This window comes from Fusobacterium sp., from assembly GCF_030528405.1.
Taxonomy (GTDB): domain Bacteria; phylum Fusobacteriota; class Fusobacteriia; order Fusobacteriales; family Fusobacteriaceae; genus Fusobacterium.
On sequence record NZ_JAUMYY010000019.1, the window covers coordinates 1 to 15,271 of the forward strand.

The 15,271-nt window shown below is 29.3% G+C and carries 15 protein-coding genes; 14 read left to right on the top strand and 1 reads right to left on the bottom strand.

What is annotated here, in order from left to right; translation table 11 throughout:
• Window positions 1-160: 160 nt before the first annotated feature.
• The gene (locus Q4A58_RS04490) at window positions 161-727 is read right to left on the bottom strand and encodes a hypothetical protein (RefSeq protein ID WP_303116884.1); all 567 of its coding nucleotides are present in this window, start codon (window positions 725-727) and stop codon (window positions 161-163) included.
• A 209-nt stretch (window positions 728-936) separates the two neighbouring features.
• Between Q4A58_RS04490 and Q4A58_RS04495 the strand changes: the two genes are divergently transcribed.
• The 14 genes from Q4A58_RS04495 (at window position 937) to Q4A58_RS04560 (ending at window position 15,211) form a co-directional block, all read left to right on the top strand.
• Window positions 937-2,280 (top strand): MATE family efflux transporter, encoded by a 1,344-nt coding sequence (locus Q4A58_RS04495; RefSeq protein WP_303116885.1) that lies wholly within the window; start codon window positions 937-939, stop codon window positions 2,278-2,280.
• 19 nt (window positions 2,281-2,299) lie between these two features.
• Window positions 2,300-3,241 carry a nickel ABC transporter permease gene (nikB, locus tag Q4A58_RS04500; RefSeq protein ID WP_303116886.1) on the top strand — a complete coding sequence of 314 codons (942 nt, stop codon included), beginning with the start codon at window positions 2,300-2,302 and terminating at the stop codon, window positions 3,239-3,241.
• Window positions 3,242-4,066: a nickel transporter permease gene (gene nikC, locus Q4A58_RS04505; protein ID WP_303116887.1), complete on the top strand. Its 825-nt coding sequence runs from the start codon at window positions 3,242-3,244 to the stop codon at window positions 4,064-4,066.
• Window positions 4,067-4,123: 57 nt separating this feature from the next.
• A complete protein-coding gene (locus Q4A58_RS04510) occupies window positions 4,124-5,683 on the top strand; it encodes an ABC transporter substrate-binding protein (protein ID WP_303116918.1) in 1,560 nt (519 codons plus the stop codon).
• A gap of 10 nt (window positions 5,684-5,693) precedes the next feature.
• Window positions 5,694-6,479, top strand: coding sequence for an ABC transporter ATP-binding protein (locus tag Q4A58_RS04515; RefSeq protein WP_303116888.1), 786 nt, complete (start codon window positions 5,694-5,696; stop codon window positions 6,477-6,479).
• Window positions 6,460-7,296 carry an ABC transporter ATP-binding protein gene (locus Q4A58_RS04520; RefSeq protein ID WP_368501153.1) on the top strand — a complete coding sequence of 279 codons (837 nt, stop codon included), beginning with the start codon at window positions 6,460-6,462 and terminating at the stop codon, window positions 7,294-7,296. The genes Q4A58_RS04515 and Q4A58_RS04520 overlap by 20 nt, the downstream gene beginning before the upstream one ends.
• 181 nt (window positions 7,297-7,477) lie before the next feature.
• Window positions 7,478-8,170, top strand: coding sequence for an isoprenyl transferase (locus tag Q4A58_RS04525; protein WP_303116891.1), 693 nt, complete (start codon window positions 7,478-7,480; stop codon window positions 8,168-8,170).
• Window positions 8,163-9,086: a phosphatidate cytidylyltransferase gene (locus Q4A58_RS04530; RefSeq protein ID WP_303116892.1), complete on the top strand. Its 924-nt coding sequence runs from the start codon at window positions 8,163-8,165 to the stop codon at window positions 9,084-9,086. The genes Q4A58_RS04525 and Q4A58_RS04530 overlap by 8 nt, the downstream gene beginning before the upstream one ends.
• Before the next feature lie 12 nt (window positions 9,087-9,098).
• Window positions 9,099-10,259 (top strand): 1-deoxy-D-xylulose-5-phosphate reductoisomerase, encoded by a 1,161-nt coding sequence (gene dxr / locus Q4A58_RS04535; protein WP_303116893.1) that lies wholly within the window; start codon window positions 9,099-9,101, stop codon window positions 10,257-10,259.
• Complete coding sequence (locus tag Q4A58_RS04540) at window positions 10,247-10,927, top strand: thymidylate kinase (protein WP_303116895.1); 681 nt, start codon at window positions 10,247-10,249, stop codon at window positions 10,925-10,927. The genes dxr and Q4A58_RS04540 overlap by 13 nt, the downstream gene beginning before the upstream one ends.
• A gap of 2 nt (window positions 10,928-10,929) precedes the next feature.
• On the top strand, window positions 10,930-11,949 hold the full coding sequence (locus Q4A58_RS04545) for an RIP metalloprotease (protein ID WP_303116896.1): 1,020 nt from the start codon (window positions 10,930-10,932) through the stop codon (window positions 11,947-11,949).
• A 125-nt stretch (window positions 11,950-12,074) separates the two neighbouring features.
• On the top strand, window positions 12,075-13,460 hold the full coding sequence (locus tag Q4A58_RS04550; protein ID WP_303116897.1) for a sigma-54 dependent transcriptional regulator: 1,386 nt from the start codon (window positions 12,075-12,077) through the stop codon (window positions 13,458-13,460).
• 20 nt (window positions 13,461-13,480) lie between these two features.
• Complete coding sequence (locus Q4A58_RS04555; RefSeq protein ID WP_303116898.1) at window positions 13,481-13,954, top strand: SurA N-terminal domain-containing protein; 474 nt, start codon at window positions 13,481-13,483, stop codon at window positions 13,952-13,954.
• 60 nt (window positions 13,955-14,014) lie between these two features.
• Window positions 14,015-15,211: a peptidylprolyl isomerase gene (locus Q4A58_RS04560; RefSeq protein WP_303116899.1), complete on the top strand. Its 1,197-nt coding sequence runs from the start codon at window positions 14,015-14,017 to the stop codon at window positions 15,209-15,211.
• Window positions 15,212-15,271: the final 60 nt, after the last annotated feature.

Sequence of the window (15,271 nt, forward strand, 5' to 3'; positions counted from 1 at the left end):
GGAAAGAGAGCAGACTCAGTGTTCTCAGCAGGACTACAATATAAATTTTAAAAAATAAACGAAATATAAAAAACTGAATGGAAATTTTTCCATTCAGTTTTTTTGTATATAAGAAAACATAAAATATATTTTTTAATAAAAATATTGTAAAGTTTTAAATTTAAAAATTAGATATTATAATTTCACAATTTGAAGCCTCAGATTGACATTTCTCTAAAGAAAATCTATCTCTCTCTTCGTCAGTATAGCCTCCATGTTTATAATAAGCTACATATCTTCCATTAACTATACCCATTGCAACAGAGCCATAGAGCTTTCTTGAAGCAGTACCTCCCCATGCAATTCCATCATCACATTTTAAGTTAAATTCTTTTTTTGCTACCTTTTTCATTATTTTAATAGAATCATCATAGTCATAGCCTTCTACAATATCATAAATACCCTCTCCAGTTTTACTGTTATACACAAACACTTTATAGAGGATGACTTTATTAGTATTTTCTGCCTGTAGTTCGTAAAATGTTTTTTGAGAATTATTTTGCTTTTTTATTTGCTCCTGCTGTGCTGCCCATTCAGCTTCTCGTTTTTTTTGTTCTTCCATAGCACCGTATAATTGTTGTTGATAAGCATTCCATTGGTGTGAATATGGTGTATAAGGATTTGCTAAAATAAATTTATTAAAAAATGAAAAAAATATAAATATAAAAACTAAGATTTTATTTTTCATAGTTGTTCTCCTTTTAAACTATTTTATAAATTATAGCATAAAAGAAAAACAAGAACAATACTAACTTAACTGTAAGATTTTGTTAAGTTATACAAAATATTTTAAAAAAATAAAATGTTTAGCTTATGAAAATTGATTGACAATAAAGGAAATTTAATATAGAATTTATTATGAATAAAGATATGATAAAGGAGAAATAAAAATAGATAATGTCAAAAAAGATGAATATTATGACAGAAGGTAATATACTAAAAGCTATAGTATTTTTTTCGCTTCCACTTTTAGGAGGAAGTTTGATACAACAGCTTTATAATACAGCAGATATGATCTTTGTTGGAAATTTTATAAACAAGAGAGCAGCAGCGGCAGTAGGAGCAAGTGGTCTTTTATTTACTTGTTTGATAGGCTTACTTACGGGAGTGTCTGTTGGAGTTGGAATAGTTGTCTCTCAAAAAATTGGAGCAAAGGATGTCAGTGCTGCGAATAAAACGGCACATACAGCAATTTCATTTGCCTTATTAAGTGGTATTATTTTAACAATAGTAGGCTTAATTTTTTCAAAAAAACTTTTAAATATTATGAATACTCCACAAGAAATAATGACAGAAGCAGTTTTATATTTAAAAATATATTTTTTAAGTATGATACCAATGATTTTATATAATATGGGTTCTGGAATTATTCGTTCTTCAGGAAACTCTAAGACACCCTTTTATATACTTGCTATAGGAGGGTTTTTAAATGTTATAGCAAATGCTGTATTTATTATCCTTTTTAAAATGGGTGTTGCAGGAGTTGCTATAGCAACATTTATTTCTCAAAGTTTTACAGCAACTTTAGTGATTTTTTATTTATTTAGAAATGCATCTATAATAAAGTTAAAATTAGATTCATTTAAAGTAGATTTCTCTATTTTAAAAAAAATCTTATACTATGGTTTGCCCGCAGGTTTACAATCTATGTTAATAACTTTTTCAAATATAGCAGTGCAGTATTATATAAATGGTTATGGTGGAGATGCAGTAGCTGCTTATGCTATGTATTTTAAATTAGAAAATTTTATTTGGATGCCCATAGTAGCATTAGGGCAGGCAATGACAATATTTTCTGGACAAAATACAGGGGCAAAAAATTATGTTAGATTAAAAAAAGGGACTTTTTTAACTACAATATTATCCTGTGGAGTAACAGTGGTTATTGCATTTATAATTTTATTTTTTCCAACAACATTTTTTAGAATTTTTATAAAAGATAAAATAGTTATAAATTTAGGTTTAAGAATAATTTTTACAACATTCCCTTTTTATTTTTTATATTCTATTTTGGAAACTATGGGTGCTTCAGTTAGAGGAATGGGTTATTCAATAACTTCAATGTCTATAATAATAGGAGTTTTATGTGTTTTTAGAATAATTCTATTGACAATAATTTCCAGATTAAATTTGGGTTTTCAAGGGGTTGCTTTTGTTTATCCAATAACTTGGTTTGTAACTGCTGTGCTATTTACTGTAGCATTTATAAAATATGTTAATAAAGAAATTAAGGGAAAATAAAAATTTGAGAGGGATAGGAATGAAGAGTAATAAAAGAATTTATAGTAAATTGATACAAGTTTTAGTAGTTCTTATAGGAATAAGTTTTTTTACCTTTAGTTTGACTTATTTATCGCCTGGAGATCCTGCTGAAATAATGTTGACTGAATGTGGGCATATACCTACTCCAGAATTGTTAGCACAGACAAGAGCAGAACTAGGGTTGGATAAACCTTTTATTGAGCAGTATGCATCATGGTGCTATTCAGTTGCCAGCGGAGATATGGGAAAATCATATTCTCTTAGAATACCAGTGACAGAAAAAATAGCTAGAGCTTTTTTACCAACTTTAAATTTATCATTGCTTTCTTTATTTTTTATGTTGATAATTTCTGTACCTTTAGGGATATTAGCAGCAATTAAAGTTAATAAATGGCAGGATTATTTTATAAGAATGTTAACATTTATTGGAATTTCTGTTCCTAGTTTTTGGTTAGGTTTAATTTTTTTAAGTATTTTTGGTGTAATGTTAAAATGGGTGAGTGTATCAGGAGGAAAAACAGATTTTAAATCCATTATATTACCAGCTCTTACAATAAGCTTGGCTATGTCAGCAAAATACACAAGACAAGTCAGACATATATTTTTAGAAGAGTTGGACAAATCTTATGTAGCTGGCGCCAGAATGAGAGGCATAAAAGAAAGTGTAATACTATGGAAGCATGTATTACCAAATGCAATGTTACCCCTTATTACACTTTTAGGTCTATCTTTAGGAAGTCTTTTAGGTGGAACAGCAGTAGTTGAAATAATTTATAATTGGCCAGGTATGGGTAGTATGGCAGTGAAAGCGATATCATATAGGGATTATCCTTTAATACAAGCCTATGTTTTACTTATAGCACTTATATATTTAATTATAAATATGATAGTTGATTTTTCATATAAATATATAGATTCTAGAGTAAAGGGGGCTATTTAAGTGAAAATTATGGATTTTATAAAAAAACACTTGCAATTTACAATTTTTCTTATTTTATCAATTATAATTATATTAATTGCAGTATTTGCACCTCATATATCACCAAAAGATCCTTTTGAAGCTATAATGACAGATAGCCTGAAAGCACCTTCTTCACAATATTTATTGGGAACAGATATTTTAGGAAGAGATTTACTTTCAAGAATAATATATGGTACGAGGTATTCACTTTTTATGACTTTAACTCTTATAACGATAATTTTTTTTCTTGGAACATTTTTAGGAATAATAGCTGGATATTTTGGCTCGTGGGTAGATATTATTATAATGAGGCTAGGGGATATGATGGTATCTTTTCCTGGGCTTATATTAGCAATAGCTATAGCAGGTCTTTTAGGTCCTAGTGTAATAAATGCTATTATTGCAATTTCAGCAGTGACATGGGTTAAGTATGCAAGGCTTTCAAGAGCTATGGTTTTAAAAATAAAACAGGAAGTTTATATAGAGGCAGCTAAGGTAACAGGAAGTAGAACTTATGGAATTTTATTTAAATATATACTTCCTAATATGTTTACGATGATGTTAGTAACAGCTGTTTCAGATATAGGAGCTTTAATGTTAGAGATCGCAGCTCTATCATTTTTAGGTTTTGGAGCTCAACCTCCTATACCTGAATGGGGAGCAATGTTAAATGAAGGTAGGACATATTTAGCAAGAGCTCCGTGGCTTATGATATACCCTGGTATGGCAATAGTTACAGTAGTTGTAATATTTAATATGCTAGGAGATAGTTTCAGAGATATTATAGATATAAAAATTGATTAGTTGCTAAGATCTTAAAATATATAAAATCAAAGAAAGGAGTAAGAAAAAGTGAAAAAAATGTTTAAAAAATTTGGACTGTTTTCATTGTTAGCTTTAATGTTAAGTTTATTTGTAGCTTGTGGAGGTACAAAAGAACAAGCAAAAACAGAGGTAAAACCTCAAGAAATAGTTGTAGGAGTAACAAGTTTTGCAGATACGTTAGAACCAACAGAACAGTATTTTAGTTGGGTTATAACTCGTTATGGAGTTGGAGAAAATCTGGTACGTTTTGATAAAGATGGTCAGTTACAGCCTCTACTTGCTGAAAGTTGGGAAGTCAGTGATGACCATTTGACTTGGACATTTAAAATTAGAGATGGAGTTAAGTTTTCTAATGGGAATGCTTTGACAGCAGAGGCTGTTAAAAACTCTCTTGAAAGAACATTTGCAAAAACAAAAAGAGCAGAAGGATATTTTAAATACGAAAGTATTGAAGCTGATGGACAGGCTTTAAAAATAAAAACAACAACACCAAAAGCTGTTTTAGTACAATCATTGGCAGACCCTTTGTTTTTAATAGTTGACACAAGTGTTAATACTGATGAATTTGCAGCTAAAGGTCCTATATGCACAGGACCATATAAGTTTACAGAGTTCAAAGCAGGAGAATATTCCGTAGTTGAGAAAAATGAATTATATTGGGGAACAAGTCCTAAATTAGATAAGGTAACTTTTAAAGACATAAATGACCAAAATACAAGAGCCTTATCTTTGAAATCAGGAGAAATTGACATAGCATATAACTTAAAGGTAAACAACAAAGCAGATTTTGAAGGGCAAGAAGATATAGTGGTTCAAGAACTAAAATCACTTAGAACAACTTATTCTTTTATGAATCAGAATGGAGCTTTAAAAGATTTAGCATTACGTCAAGCAATAATAAGAGCCTTAGATAAGCAAGCTTATACACAAAATTTATTAGGAGGGGCAGCTACACCAGGAAAAGCACCTATTCCTCCTACACTTGATTTTGGATTTGATAAATTATTGGATGAAAATACTTATAATCCAGAATCAGCAAAAGAAATTTTAGCTAAGGCAGGATATAAAGATATAGATGGAGATGGCTTTGTAGAAAAACCTGATGGAACTAAATTAGATTTAAATTTTGTTATATATACGAGTAGAGCAGAATTGGGAATTTATGCTCAAGCCGCACAGGTAAATTTGAAAGATATTGGAGTTAAAGTTAGTTTAAAACCTGTAAGTTATGAAACACTACTTGATATGCGTGATTCAGGAAATTTTGATCTATTAATTTGGAACGTTCTAGTTGCTAATACAGGAGATCCTGAAAACTATTTATATGAAAATTGGCATAGTCAATCTGCATCAAATAAAGCAGGATATTCTAATTCAAAAGTTGATGCTTTACTAGATGAATTAAAAGGTACATTTGATAGAAATAGAAGAAAAGATATAGCTATAGAAGTTCAACAAATATTAATGAATGATGCGGCTACAATATTTTTTGGACATGAAACAACATATTTATTCTCAAATAAAAGAGTGACAGGTTTAACTATGTTTCCAATGGATTACTACTGGATAACAACAGAAGTTGGTTTAGCAGAGTAGAGGAGAAACTATGCTAGAAATAAAAGACTTGACGATACAATATGCAGATAAAAAACCAGTTGTAGAAAATTTTTCTCTATCTTTAAAAAAGGGAGAGATTGTAAGTATAGTTGGGGAAAGTGGCAGCGGAAAATCGACAGTTCTTCGAGCTATAATGGGACTCTTAGCGAAGGGTGGAAAAGTACTTTCAGGGAGCATATTATATGGAGGAAAATCACTGACAGATAAAAATTTGAAAGACTGGTTAACTCTAAGAGGAACTGAAATCACAATGGTTTCTCAGGATTCAGGTGGAGCTCTTAATCCTTTGAGGAAAATTGGAAGCCAGTATGTAGAGTATATTAAAAGTCATGAAATTATTTCTAAGGAAGAGGCAGAAAAAAAAGCTATTTCATTTCTTGAGAAGGTTCATCTACATAATCCAAAAAATGTTATGGAAAGCTACCCACATCAACTATCTGGTGGAATGAAACAAAGAGTTGGAATAGCTATGGCTCTGACTTTTTATCCCAATTTAATATTAGCAGATGAACCCACTTCAGCTTTAGATGTTACAACTCAAGCTGAGATAGTAAGAGAATTTATGAGGCTTAGAGATGAATTTAATACAGGAATAATAATTGTTACACATAACCTTGGAGTAGCAGCCTATATGGCTGATAAAATTATAGTTATGCAAAATGGAAAAATAGTTGATAAAGGAACTAGAGATGAAGTTATAAAAAAACCAAAGAGTGATTATACTAAAAAATTATTGTCAGCAGTTTTGGAAATGGATGGTGAGAGATTTGTCTAGTGAAAAAGAAATGATATTAGAGAGTAAAAATTTGACCAAAATTTTCTCAACTTATGATGGAAAAGAAATGATAGCTTGTGACAAAATCAATTTAAAAGTCTACAGAGGAAAAACTCTAGGAATAGTTGGAGAGTCAGGTTCTGGGAAGACAACCTTTATAAGAATGCTTATGAATTTAGAAAAACCAAGTTCAGGAGAAATTTTATATCATGGGAAAGATATAAGCAAATTTTCTGAGAGAGAAGTTTGGGAAAATAGACAGAATATACAGATGGTATTTCAAGATCCATGGACGGCTTTTAATCCTAAAATGAATGTTTTAGAAATTTTGACTGAACCATTGCTTAATTATAAAAGGATAAAAAAATCTGAAAAAGAAAAAATTGCAACAGATTTGTTAAAAATGGTAGAGCTTCCAGAAAATTTCATATATAAATATGCTCAAAATATGAGTGGAGGGCAAAAACAAAGACTGGGGATAGCAAGAGCAATATCTCTAGAGCCAGAAGTTTTAATCTGTGATGAGGCAACTTCAGCTCTCGATGTTTCTATACAAAAAACTATTATAGAACTTTTGGTGAAATTACAGAGGGAAAAAAATATAAGTATGGTTTTTATTTGTCATGATTTAGCCCTTATAAATTCCTTCGCACATGAAATTGCTGTTATGAATAATGGAAAAATTGTTGAATTAATAGATGGTGCAAAGGTAAGAGATGCTACTCATCCGTATACAAAAAAGCTTATAGATTCAGTTTTTTCGATTCATATGGAACCATATAGAAAGAAAAAAAAATCTGTGTTGAATACTATTTAAAAAATAAATAAATTTATAAAATGGGAGAATTTTCTCCCATTTTTTAAAATTTAAAAAATATAAAATTTGTTATACTGAAAGATTAAAAAATTTTAGAAATTTCTTCTGATAAAAACTGTTCAAAATTAGTTTAACAAAAAATAAAATTCATGTTAAAATGAAATAATAATGAGGTGATAAAATGGAGAAAAGTATTCCTAAACATATAGCAATAATTATGGACGGAAATGGAAGATGGGCAAAAAAAAGAGGTTTAGCTAGAACTTTTGGACATGCAGAAGGAGCAAAAGCACTTAGAAGGATTATAAAATATCTCTCTGAAATAAAAGTTGAATATTTAACTGTATATGCTTTTTCAACGGAGAATTGGAATCGTTCAGAAGATGAGGTGGCAACACTTATGTCTTTGTTTTTAAAATATATAAAAAATGAAAGAAAATCTATGATTAAAAATGGTATAAGATTTTTTGTTTCAGGAAGAAAAGATAATGTTCCTAAAGATTTACTTGAGGAAATAGAAAAATTACAAGAAGAAACAAAAGAAAATAATAATCTAACACTAAATATTGCATTTAACTACGGCGGTAGAGCCGAACTTATAGATGCAGTTAATAAAATGATTGAAAACAATGATAAAAATATAGATGAAGAAAAATTTAGAAAATATTTATACAATGATTTTCCTGATCCTGATTTGCTAATTAGAACAAGTGGAGAGTTTAGAATATCAAATTTTTTACTTTGGCAGATAGCATATTCAGAATTTTATATAACAGATGTTTTGTGGCCAGATTTTGATGAAAAAGAAATTGATAAAGCAATAGAGAGTTATTCAAATAGGGAAAGAAGATTTGGAGGAGTTAACAATGTTTAAATGGAATAGAGTTTTAGTAGCTCTAATAGGTGTCCCACTTTTAATATTTATATATACTAATATCAGTTTAAAAGGCTTTCCCCTTTTTATTTTCTCGCTGTTTGTAGTGGGCGTGGGATTGAGTGAATTTTATAAAATGATTGAGGCTTCAGGAAGAGAAGTCTACAGTAAATTTGGTATATTTATGGGCTTATTAGTAGTACTCACAACTTATCAATTAAATTTAGAGCAAAGTTTCTTAAATACGACAGACGGTTTGAGTGAATTTTTAAATTATTTTGAATATTACTATGGTTATCTGGGCTTGAATATTAAGACAATATTGGTATTAACAGTTTTTTCTATTTTAGTTTATAGGGTTTTTAGAAATCAAATAAAGGGGACTTTGTCTTCTGTAGCTTATACAGTTTTGGGTATTGTCTATGTTGCAATTTTATTTTCTGAAATTATAAATTTGTATTTTTTTGAATATCGTTATTACGAGATATCAGGTTTTAACCCAAGACTGACTTTGATAATGATTTTACAGATTTTAGTGTGGGTATCGGACACATCAGCTGGTATAGTTGGAGTAGGAATAGGAAGGAAGTTTTTTAAAGAGGGATTCACAGAGATAAGCCCTAAAAAATCTGTTGAGGGTGCAATAGGTTCATTGCTATTTACTGGTTTAGCTAGTTTTATTTTAACACTTGTAGAATCTCAAGTGAAATTGGGAGCAAAAGAGTTGTTTTATGCTTTCCTAATTGGTGTTGTGATTTCTTTTGTTGCTCAATTAGGTGATCTAGTAGAATCTTTATTTAAAAGAGAATGCGAAGTTAAAGACTCGGGAACTATACTTATGGGGCATGGAGGAGTATTAGATAGATTCGACAGCATGCTTTTAGTTCTTCCTTTTGTGTCTTTTTTTATCAGATAGACGGAGGCTTTTGTGAAAAAAATTTTAATCCTTGGTTCAACTGGTAGTATAGGAAGAAATTCCTTGGAACTGGTGAGAAATAATAGAACTAAATATGAGATTGTTGGCTTAAGTGGGAATAGTAATATAACCTTACTTGAAAAGCAGATTGAAGAATTTTATCCAAAGTATGTATGTGTTGGTAATGAAAAAGATAGAGAGAATTTAGAGAATAAGTATAAAGGAATTAAATTTTTTGTTGGTGACAAAGGCTTAGCAGAAATATCTAAAATAGCAGAATATGATATTATTTTAACTGCTGTAAGTGGTTCTATTGGAATAGATGCAACAGTTGAAGCTATAAAAAGAGAAAAGAGAGTAGCGCTTGCTAACAAAGAAACTATGGTTTCAGCTGGTTTTTATATAAATAGATTGTTAAAACAGTATAAAAATGCAGAGATAATTCCAGTTGACAGTGAACATTCAGCTATTTTTCAATCTATGCAAGGATTTCGAAAAGAAGATATAAAAAAACTTATTTTAACTGCAAGTGGAGGGAGCTTTAGAGGAAGTTCATTAGATGATTTAAAAAATGTAACTGTGGAACAAGCATTAAAACATCCTAACTGGTCAATGGGAAGGAAGATAACAATTGATTCTTCGACTCTTGTTAACAAGGGATTAGAGATTATAGAAGCTCATGAGTTATTTGGCTTGAGCTATGACAGAATAGATGTTATAGTACATCCACAGAGTATAATTCATTCAATGGTTGAATATATAGATGGTAGCATAATATCTCAGATGGGAGTTCCAGATATGAAAACTCCAATACTTTATGCTTTAAGCTATCCTAAAAAAGACTTTAATTCTGCTATAGAAACAATGGATTTTAAAAAATATTCAAATTTAAGCTTTGAAGAAGTAGATAGAAAAGTATTTAGAAGCATAGACTTGGCATATAGAGCTGGAAGAGGAGGTCATACTCTGACAACTGTTTTTAATGCAGCTAATGAAGTGGCAGTTGACTTATTTTTGAAGGGAAAAATAAAATTTTTAGAGATTTATTCTATCATAGAAGAGTCAATGGATGAGCATAGTATTATAAACTTAGATAGAGATGATGCACTTGATATTATAAAAAATGTTGATAGAGAAATTAGAATAAAGGTGAGAGAAAAATGGGAAAGATAATAGTAATAGAAGGAACTGATTCAAGTGGCAAGGAAACTCAGACAAAATTACTATATGAAAGAATAAAAAAAATATATACTAAGACGGTAAAAATTTCTTTTCCTAATTATAATAGTCCAGCCTGTGAACCTGTTAAAATGTATTTAGCTGGGAAGTTTGGAGATGATGCAAACCAAATTAATCCTTACCCAGTATCCACTATGTATGCCATAGATAGGTATGCTTCCTTTAAACAGGAATGGGAAAAGTTCTATAGAGATGACTATATAATAGTAACAGATAGATATGTAACTTCAAATATGATACATCAGGCTTCAAAAATAGTAAATGAAAAGGAAAAAATTGAATATTTGAAGTGGTTAGAAGATTTAGAATACGAAAAAATAGAAATTCCTAGACCAGATAGGGTATTTTTTTTAAAAATGCCCATAGAAAAAGCTAAAATTTTAATGGCTGAGAGAAAAAATAAAATTACAGGTGAAAAAAAGAAAGATATTCATGAATTGAATGAGGACTATTTAAAAAAATCTTATGATAACGCCTGTTTTTTATCTAGAAAATATATTTGGACGGAAATTGAATGCGTTAAAAACGATGAAGTGAGGAAGATAGAAGAGATAAATGATGAGATTTTTGATAAAGTAAAAGATCTTATAAAAGGAGAGTAAATATGTCAATTTTAATAGCAGTTATAGTACTGGGTATAATAATTTTTCTACATGAATTGGGACATTTTTTTACTGCGAAGTTTTTTAAGATTCCAGTAAGTGAATTTTCTGTAGGAATGGGCCCACAAGTATTTTCTGCAGAAACAGGAAAAACAATGTATTCCTTTAGAGCTATACCTATAGGAGGCTATGTCAATATAGAGGGAATGGAAATAGGAAGTGAGGTAGAAAATGGTTTTAATAAAAAACCTGCTTATCAAAGATTTATAGTTCTTTTTGCAGGTGTATTTATGAATTTTCTCACAGCCTTTATTATACTTTTCCTTACAATGAAATTAGCAGGCAGACTTGAATACGAAAGTGGAACTTATGTAGGAACAGTAGCAGAGAAGAGTATAAATTATGGAATACTTTTAGAAAACGATAAAATATTAGAAATAGATGGGGAAAAGATAGAAAAATGGATAGATATTCCTCAAAAAATTGAGAGTTTAAATGGAAAAATAGAAATAGATGTAAAAGTTGAAAGAGAAAAAGAAGAAAAACTTTTAAAGTTAAAACTTATGAAGGATGAAGTTAATGATAGATATGTATTGGGAATAAATCCAGTGGTAAAGCATATAAAAACAAGTACTACAGAAAGTTTAAAATATGCAGCCCTAACATTTAAAAACATATTTAAAGATACACTTGTTGGTTTTACTCATCTCTTTGGAGGTAAAGTTTCTTTAAAAGAAGTCAGTGGACCTGTGGGAATATTTAAAGTTATAGGTGAGATGTCACAATTTGGTTTTGTAGCAATATCAAGCCTGATAGTAATTTTATCTATAAATATAGGAATTTTAAATTTACTTCCTATACCTGCGCTTGATGGAGGAAGAATCCTTTTTGTATTATTTGAAATTCTGGGGTTTAAAGTAAATAAAAAATGGGAAGAAAAATTGCATAAGGGTGGTATGATGTTACTACTATTTTTTATTATAGTAATAAGTTTAAATGATATATGGAAATTATTTTTTTAAATAAAAGATATTAAAAAATATAAAATTAAAAATTTTGTATAAGTCTTGAAATTATACAAAACATCTGTTATAATACATTATGATGTAAATTTAAAAAAATGATTTGTTTTAGAAAAGGAGGAAAAATGAAAAACGCAATATTAGCAATTTCTGAAAAAAAGGAAGTATTAAAACAAATAAGAAAAGAATTAGCAGAAAAATATGAAGTGATAACATTTAGTAATTTATTGGATGCTATAGATATGATAAGAGAGAGTGACTTTGAAATAGTTTTATTGGATAATAATTTAAATTCTTTTAATTTTGCTGAATCTAAGAAAAAATTATCAAGTATAGGAAAGGACTTTGTAACAATAGCTTTAATAGAAAATGAAACAGCAGAAACTATAGCTGAAATAAAAAAAGCAGGAATTTATGCTTATTTAGCAAAACCTGTGAAGGTTGAAGATTTAGATAAGGTTATTATTCCTTCTTTAAATGGTTTAGAGTTAATGAAAGAAAATAAAAGACTGGAAGAAAGATTATTAGTTTTAGAAGAAGATACAGATATAATAGGACAGTCTGCAAAGATAAAAGATGTAAAAACTATGATAGAAAAGGTAGCGGATAGTGATTTACCTATACTTATAGTTGGAGAAACAGGAGTAGGTAAGGATATAGTTGCCAAAGAAATTTATAAAAAGAGTGATAGAAATAGAGGAAAGTATGCACAGATAAGTTGTGCCATCTACCCAGGAGAACTTATAGAAAGAGAACTATTTGGTTATGAAAGAGGAGCTTTCTTAGGAGCTAGTGCAAGTAAAAGAGGTATTCTTGAAGAAATAGATGGTGGAACTATTTATATAGAAGATATTTCTAAAATGGATATAAAGATTCAAACTAGACTTTTAAAAGCTATAGAATATGGTGAATTTAAAAGAGTTGGAGGAACTAAGGTAAGAAGAGCTAATGTAAGATTTTTAGTAGGAACAGATATTGATCTTAAAGAAGAAACTGAAAAAGGGAAATTTAGAAAGGATTTATTCCATAGACTTACAGCATTTCCAATTGAAGTACCGCCTTTAAGAGAAAGAAAAGAGGATATTCCTATACTTGCAAACTATTTCTTAAATAAGGTTGTAAGAATTTTACATAAAGAAACTCCTGTAATTTCTGGGGAGGCAATGAAATTTTTAATGGAATATTACTATCCTGGTAATATAATGGAACTAAAAAATTTAATAGAAAGAATGGCACTTTTATCAAAAGATAAAATTCTAGATGTGGAACAATTGCCGTTAGAAATTAAAACTAAATCTAATATAGTTGAGAACAAGACAGTAATAGGAGTAGGACCATTAAAAGAAATCTTAGAGCAAGAAATATACAGTTTAGACGATGTTGAAAGAGTAGTTATTGCAATAGCTCTACAAAAAACAAGATGGAATAAGCAAGAAACTTCTAAGATTTTAGGAATAGGAAGAACAACTTTATATGAAAAGATAAGAAAGTACGGACTTGATATAAAATAATTTAAGTGAGGTAAAGATAAATGGCTATTAGAAAATTTCGTAAGGTGATGAAACCTTTCACAATTATTATATCATTTGCATTTTTACTATCTTTAGTCTATGGTGGATATGAAAGTTTTAGATCAAGCCGAGCTAATAAAAAGGCTCAAGAAGCTATGGAGCTAAATGGAAAAATAATTAGTAAACTTGATATAGAAAGAACAAAAAATGAATTAGCAAACCAATATGCATCACTAAATGGTAATCAAATAGATAAAAGTTTAATTGAGTTAATTGCCTTTAATGAAGTTATAGATAAAAATTTAACTTTGGATCTAGCAAAAAAATTAAAGATAAAAGTTCCATCTTCAGAAGTAGATCAAGAATTTAGAAGAGCAGAAGAAGCTATTGGTGATAAGGACCAATTTAAAAGAATGCTAGAATATCAAGGTTTTTCAAAAGATTCTTATAAAGCAGAAATAGAAGAAAATCTTTTTCTTGTAAAAAATATATAATATTTTTAAAATGATATAAATACTACAGATGTTTAAATAAAATAATATTATGATACAGTTGTGAATAATAGGAATATAGATTTTGAAAGCTCAAAAGAGCAAATTATTAAAAATATAAAAAGAGAAGAAGGTTTAAAGAAGTATTCGATTGCTTTAAATACAGCTAAAAAAGAAGCAAAAATAAAGGATTTAGTTGAGGAATACAAAGATTTACAAGAGATTGTAGCTTATGAGGAAGAAGGCTTTAAAATAACAAATTTAGAACTTGCTCTACAAACAGTTTCAGAATTGATGCATCAGAGAGCTGATAGCAAAGAAAAGGCTGAAAAATTAGCTAAGGAAAATATAAAAAAGCAGATAAACATAGCTAAAGTTGCTAAAGAGAAAGGTATAGAAGTTTCAGATAACTTAAGTACATTAAAGCAGCTTGAAGAATATCAGAAGGCTTTAATTAAAAAGTATAGAGAAGAAATAAAGCCAAAAGAAGAACAATTGGAAGCTTATTTTAAAGCTAATAAATCACAATATGAAATAAAAGCCTCAGCAGATGCAAACTTTGCTTTTGTTAATATAAAACCATCTAAATTAGATGAAGAAGAGGCAAAACAAAAGGCTGAAAAAATTTTAAATACAGTAAATGTAAATAATTTTGAAGAATATGGAAAATCTCTTTTAAGAGAAGAGGGCTATTTATATGAAGATTTAGGGGCTTTCTCTAAGGGGATGATGGTTAAAGAATTTGAGAATGCTGTTAGTTCAGCAGAAGCTAATTCCATAGTAAAAAATGTTGTGAAAACTCAATTTGGTTATCATATTATTTTTGTGAAGGAGAGTAATTCTAAAGATGGAAATTGGTCAGCCTCTCATATTTTAGTAATAGTTAATCCATCACAAAAAACAATAGATGAAAAGATGGAAAAGATAAACAAAATAAAAGATGATATAAATGCTGGAACAGTAGCTTTCTCTGAAATCCAAAAATTGGATGAGGATATAGTACAAAGTATCTTGATAAAAGGAATAAGTCCTGATGGTATGATACCTAATTTGGCATATAGCCCAGAAGTAGCTAAGGAGATATTTGCAAGTCCTTTAAATGAAGTTAAAATAAAGGTTAATGGAGCAGGAGCTTTAGTTTATCAAAAGGTAAAAGAAGTAAAAGCGGAAGCAGCTGATTATAACAAAGCTAAGGATACAATAAAAAATGACTATATAAATGATAGAGCAGCAGAATATATGAGAAAATTACTATTCTAATGCTAAGGGAATAATCTTTAAGGTTATTCCCTTTTATTAGCTTATGATTGGGAGGTGAAT

What these genes read in the sequence shown, in the direction of transcription:
- Q4A58_RS04490 (WP_303116884.1), bottom strand. Translation starts at nt 727, where the DNA reads ATGAAAAATAAAATCTTAGTTTTTATATTTATATTTTTTTCATTTTTT.
- Q4A58_RS04495 (WP_303116885.1), top strand. Translation starts at nt 937, where the DNA reads ATGTCAAAAAAGATGAATATTATGACAGAAGGTAATATACTAAAAGCT.
- nikB (WP_303116886.1), top strand. Translation starts at nt 2,300, where the DNA reads ATGAAGAGTAATAAAAGAATTTATAGTAAATTGATACAAGTTTTAGTA.
- Q4A58_RS04510 (WP_303116918.1), top strand. Translation starts at nt 4,124, where the DNA reads ATGTTTAAAAAATTTGGACTGTTTTCATTGTTAGCTTTAATGTTAAGT.
- Q4A58_RS04515 (WP_303116888.1), top strand. Translation starts at nt 5,694, where the DNA reads ATGCTAGAAATAAAAGACTTGACGATACAATATGCAGATAAAAAACCA.
- Q4A58_RS04520 (WP_368501153.1), top strand. Translation starts at nt 6,460, where the DNA reads ATGGTGAGAGATTTGTCTAGTGAAAAAGAAATGATATTAGAGAGTAAA.
- Q4A58_RS04525 (WP_303116891.1), top strand. Translation starts at nt 7,478, where the DNA reads ATGGAGAAAAGTATTCCTAAACATATAGCAATAATTATGGACGGAAAT.
- Q4A58_RS04530 (WP_303116892.1), top strand. Translation starts at nt 8,163, where the DNA reads ATGTTTAAATGGAATAGAGTTTTAGTAGCTCTAATAGGTGTCCCACTT.
- Q4A58_RS04540 (WP_303116895.1), top strand. Translation starts at nt 10,247, where the DNA reads ATGGGAAAGATAATAGTAATAGAAGGAACTGATTCAAGTGGCAAGGAA.
- Q4A58_RS04545 (WP_303116896.1), top strand. Translation starts at nt 10,930, where the DNA reads ATGTCAATTTTAATAGCAGTTATAGTACTGGGTATAATAATTTTTCTA.
- Q4A58_RS04550 (WP_303116897.1), top strand. Translation starts at nt 12,075, where the DNA reads ATGAAAAACGCAATATTAGCAATTTCTGAAAAAAAGGAAGTATTAAAA.
- Q4A58_RS04555 (WP_303116898.1), top strand. Translation starts at nt 13,481, where the DNA reads ATGGCTATTAGAAAATTTCGTAAGGTGATGAAACCTTTCACAATTATT.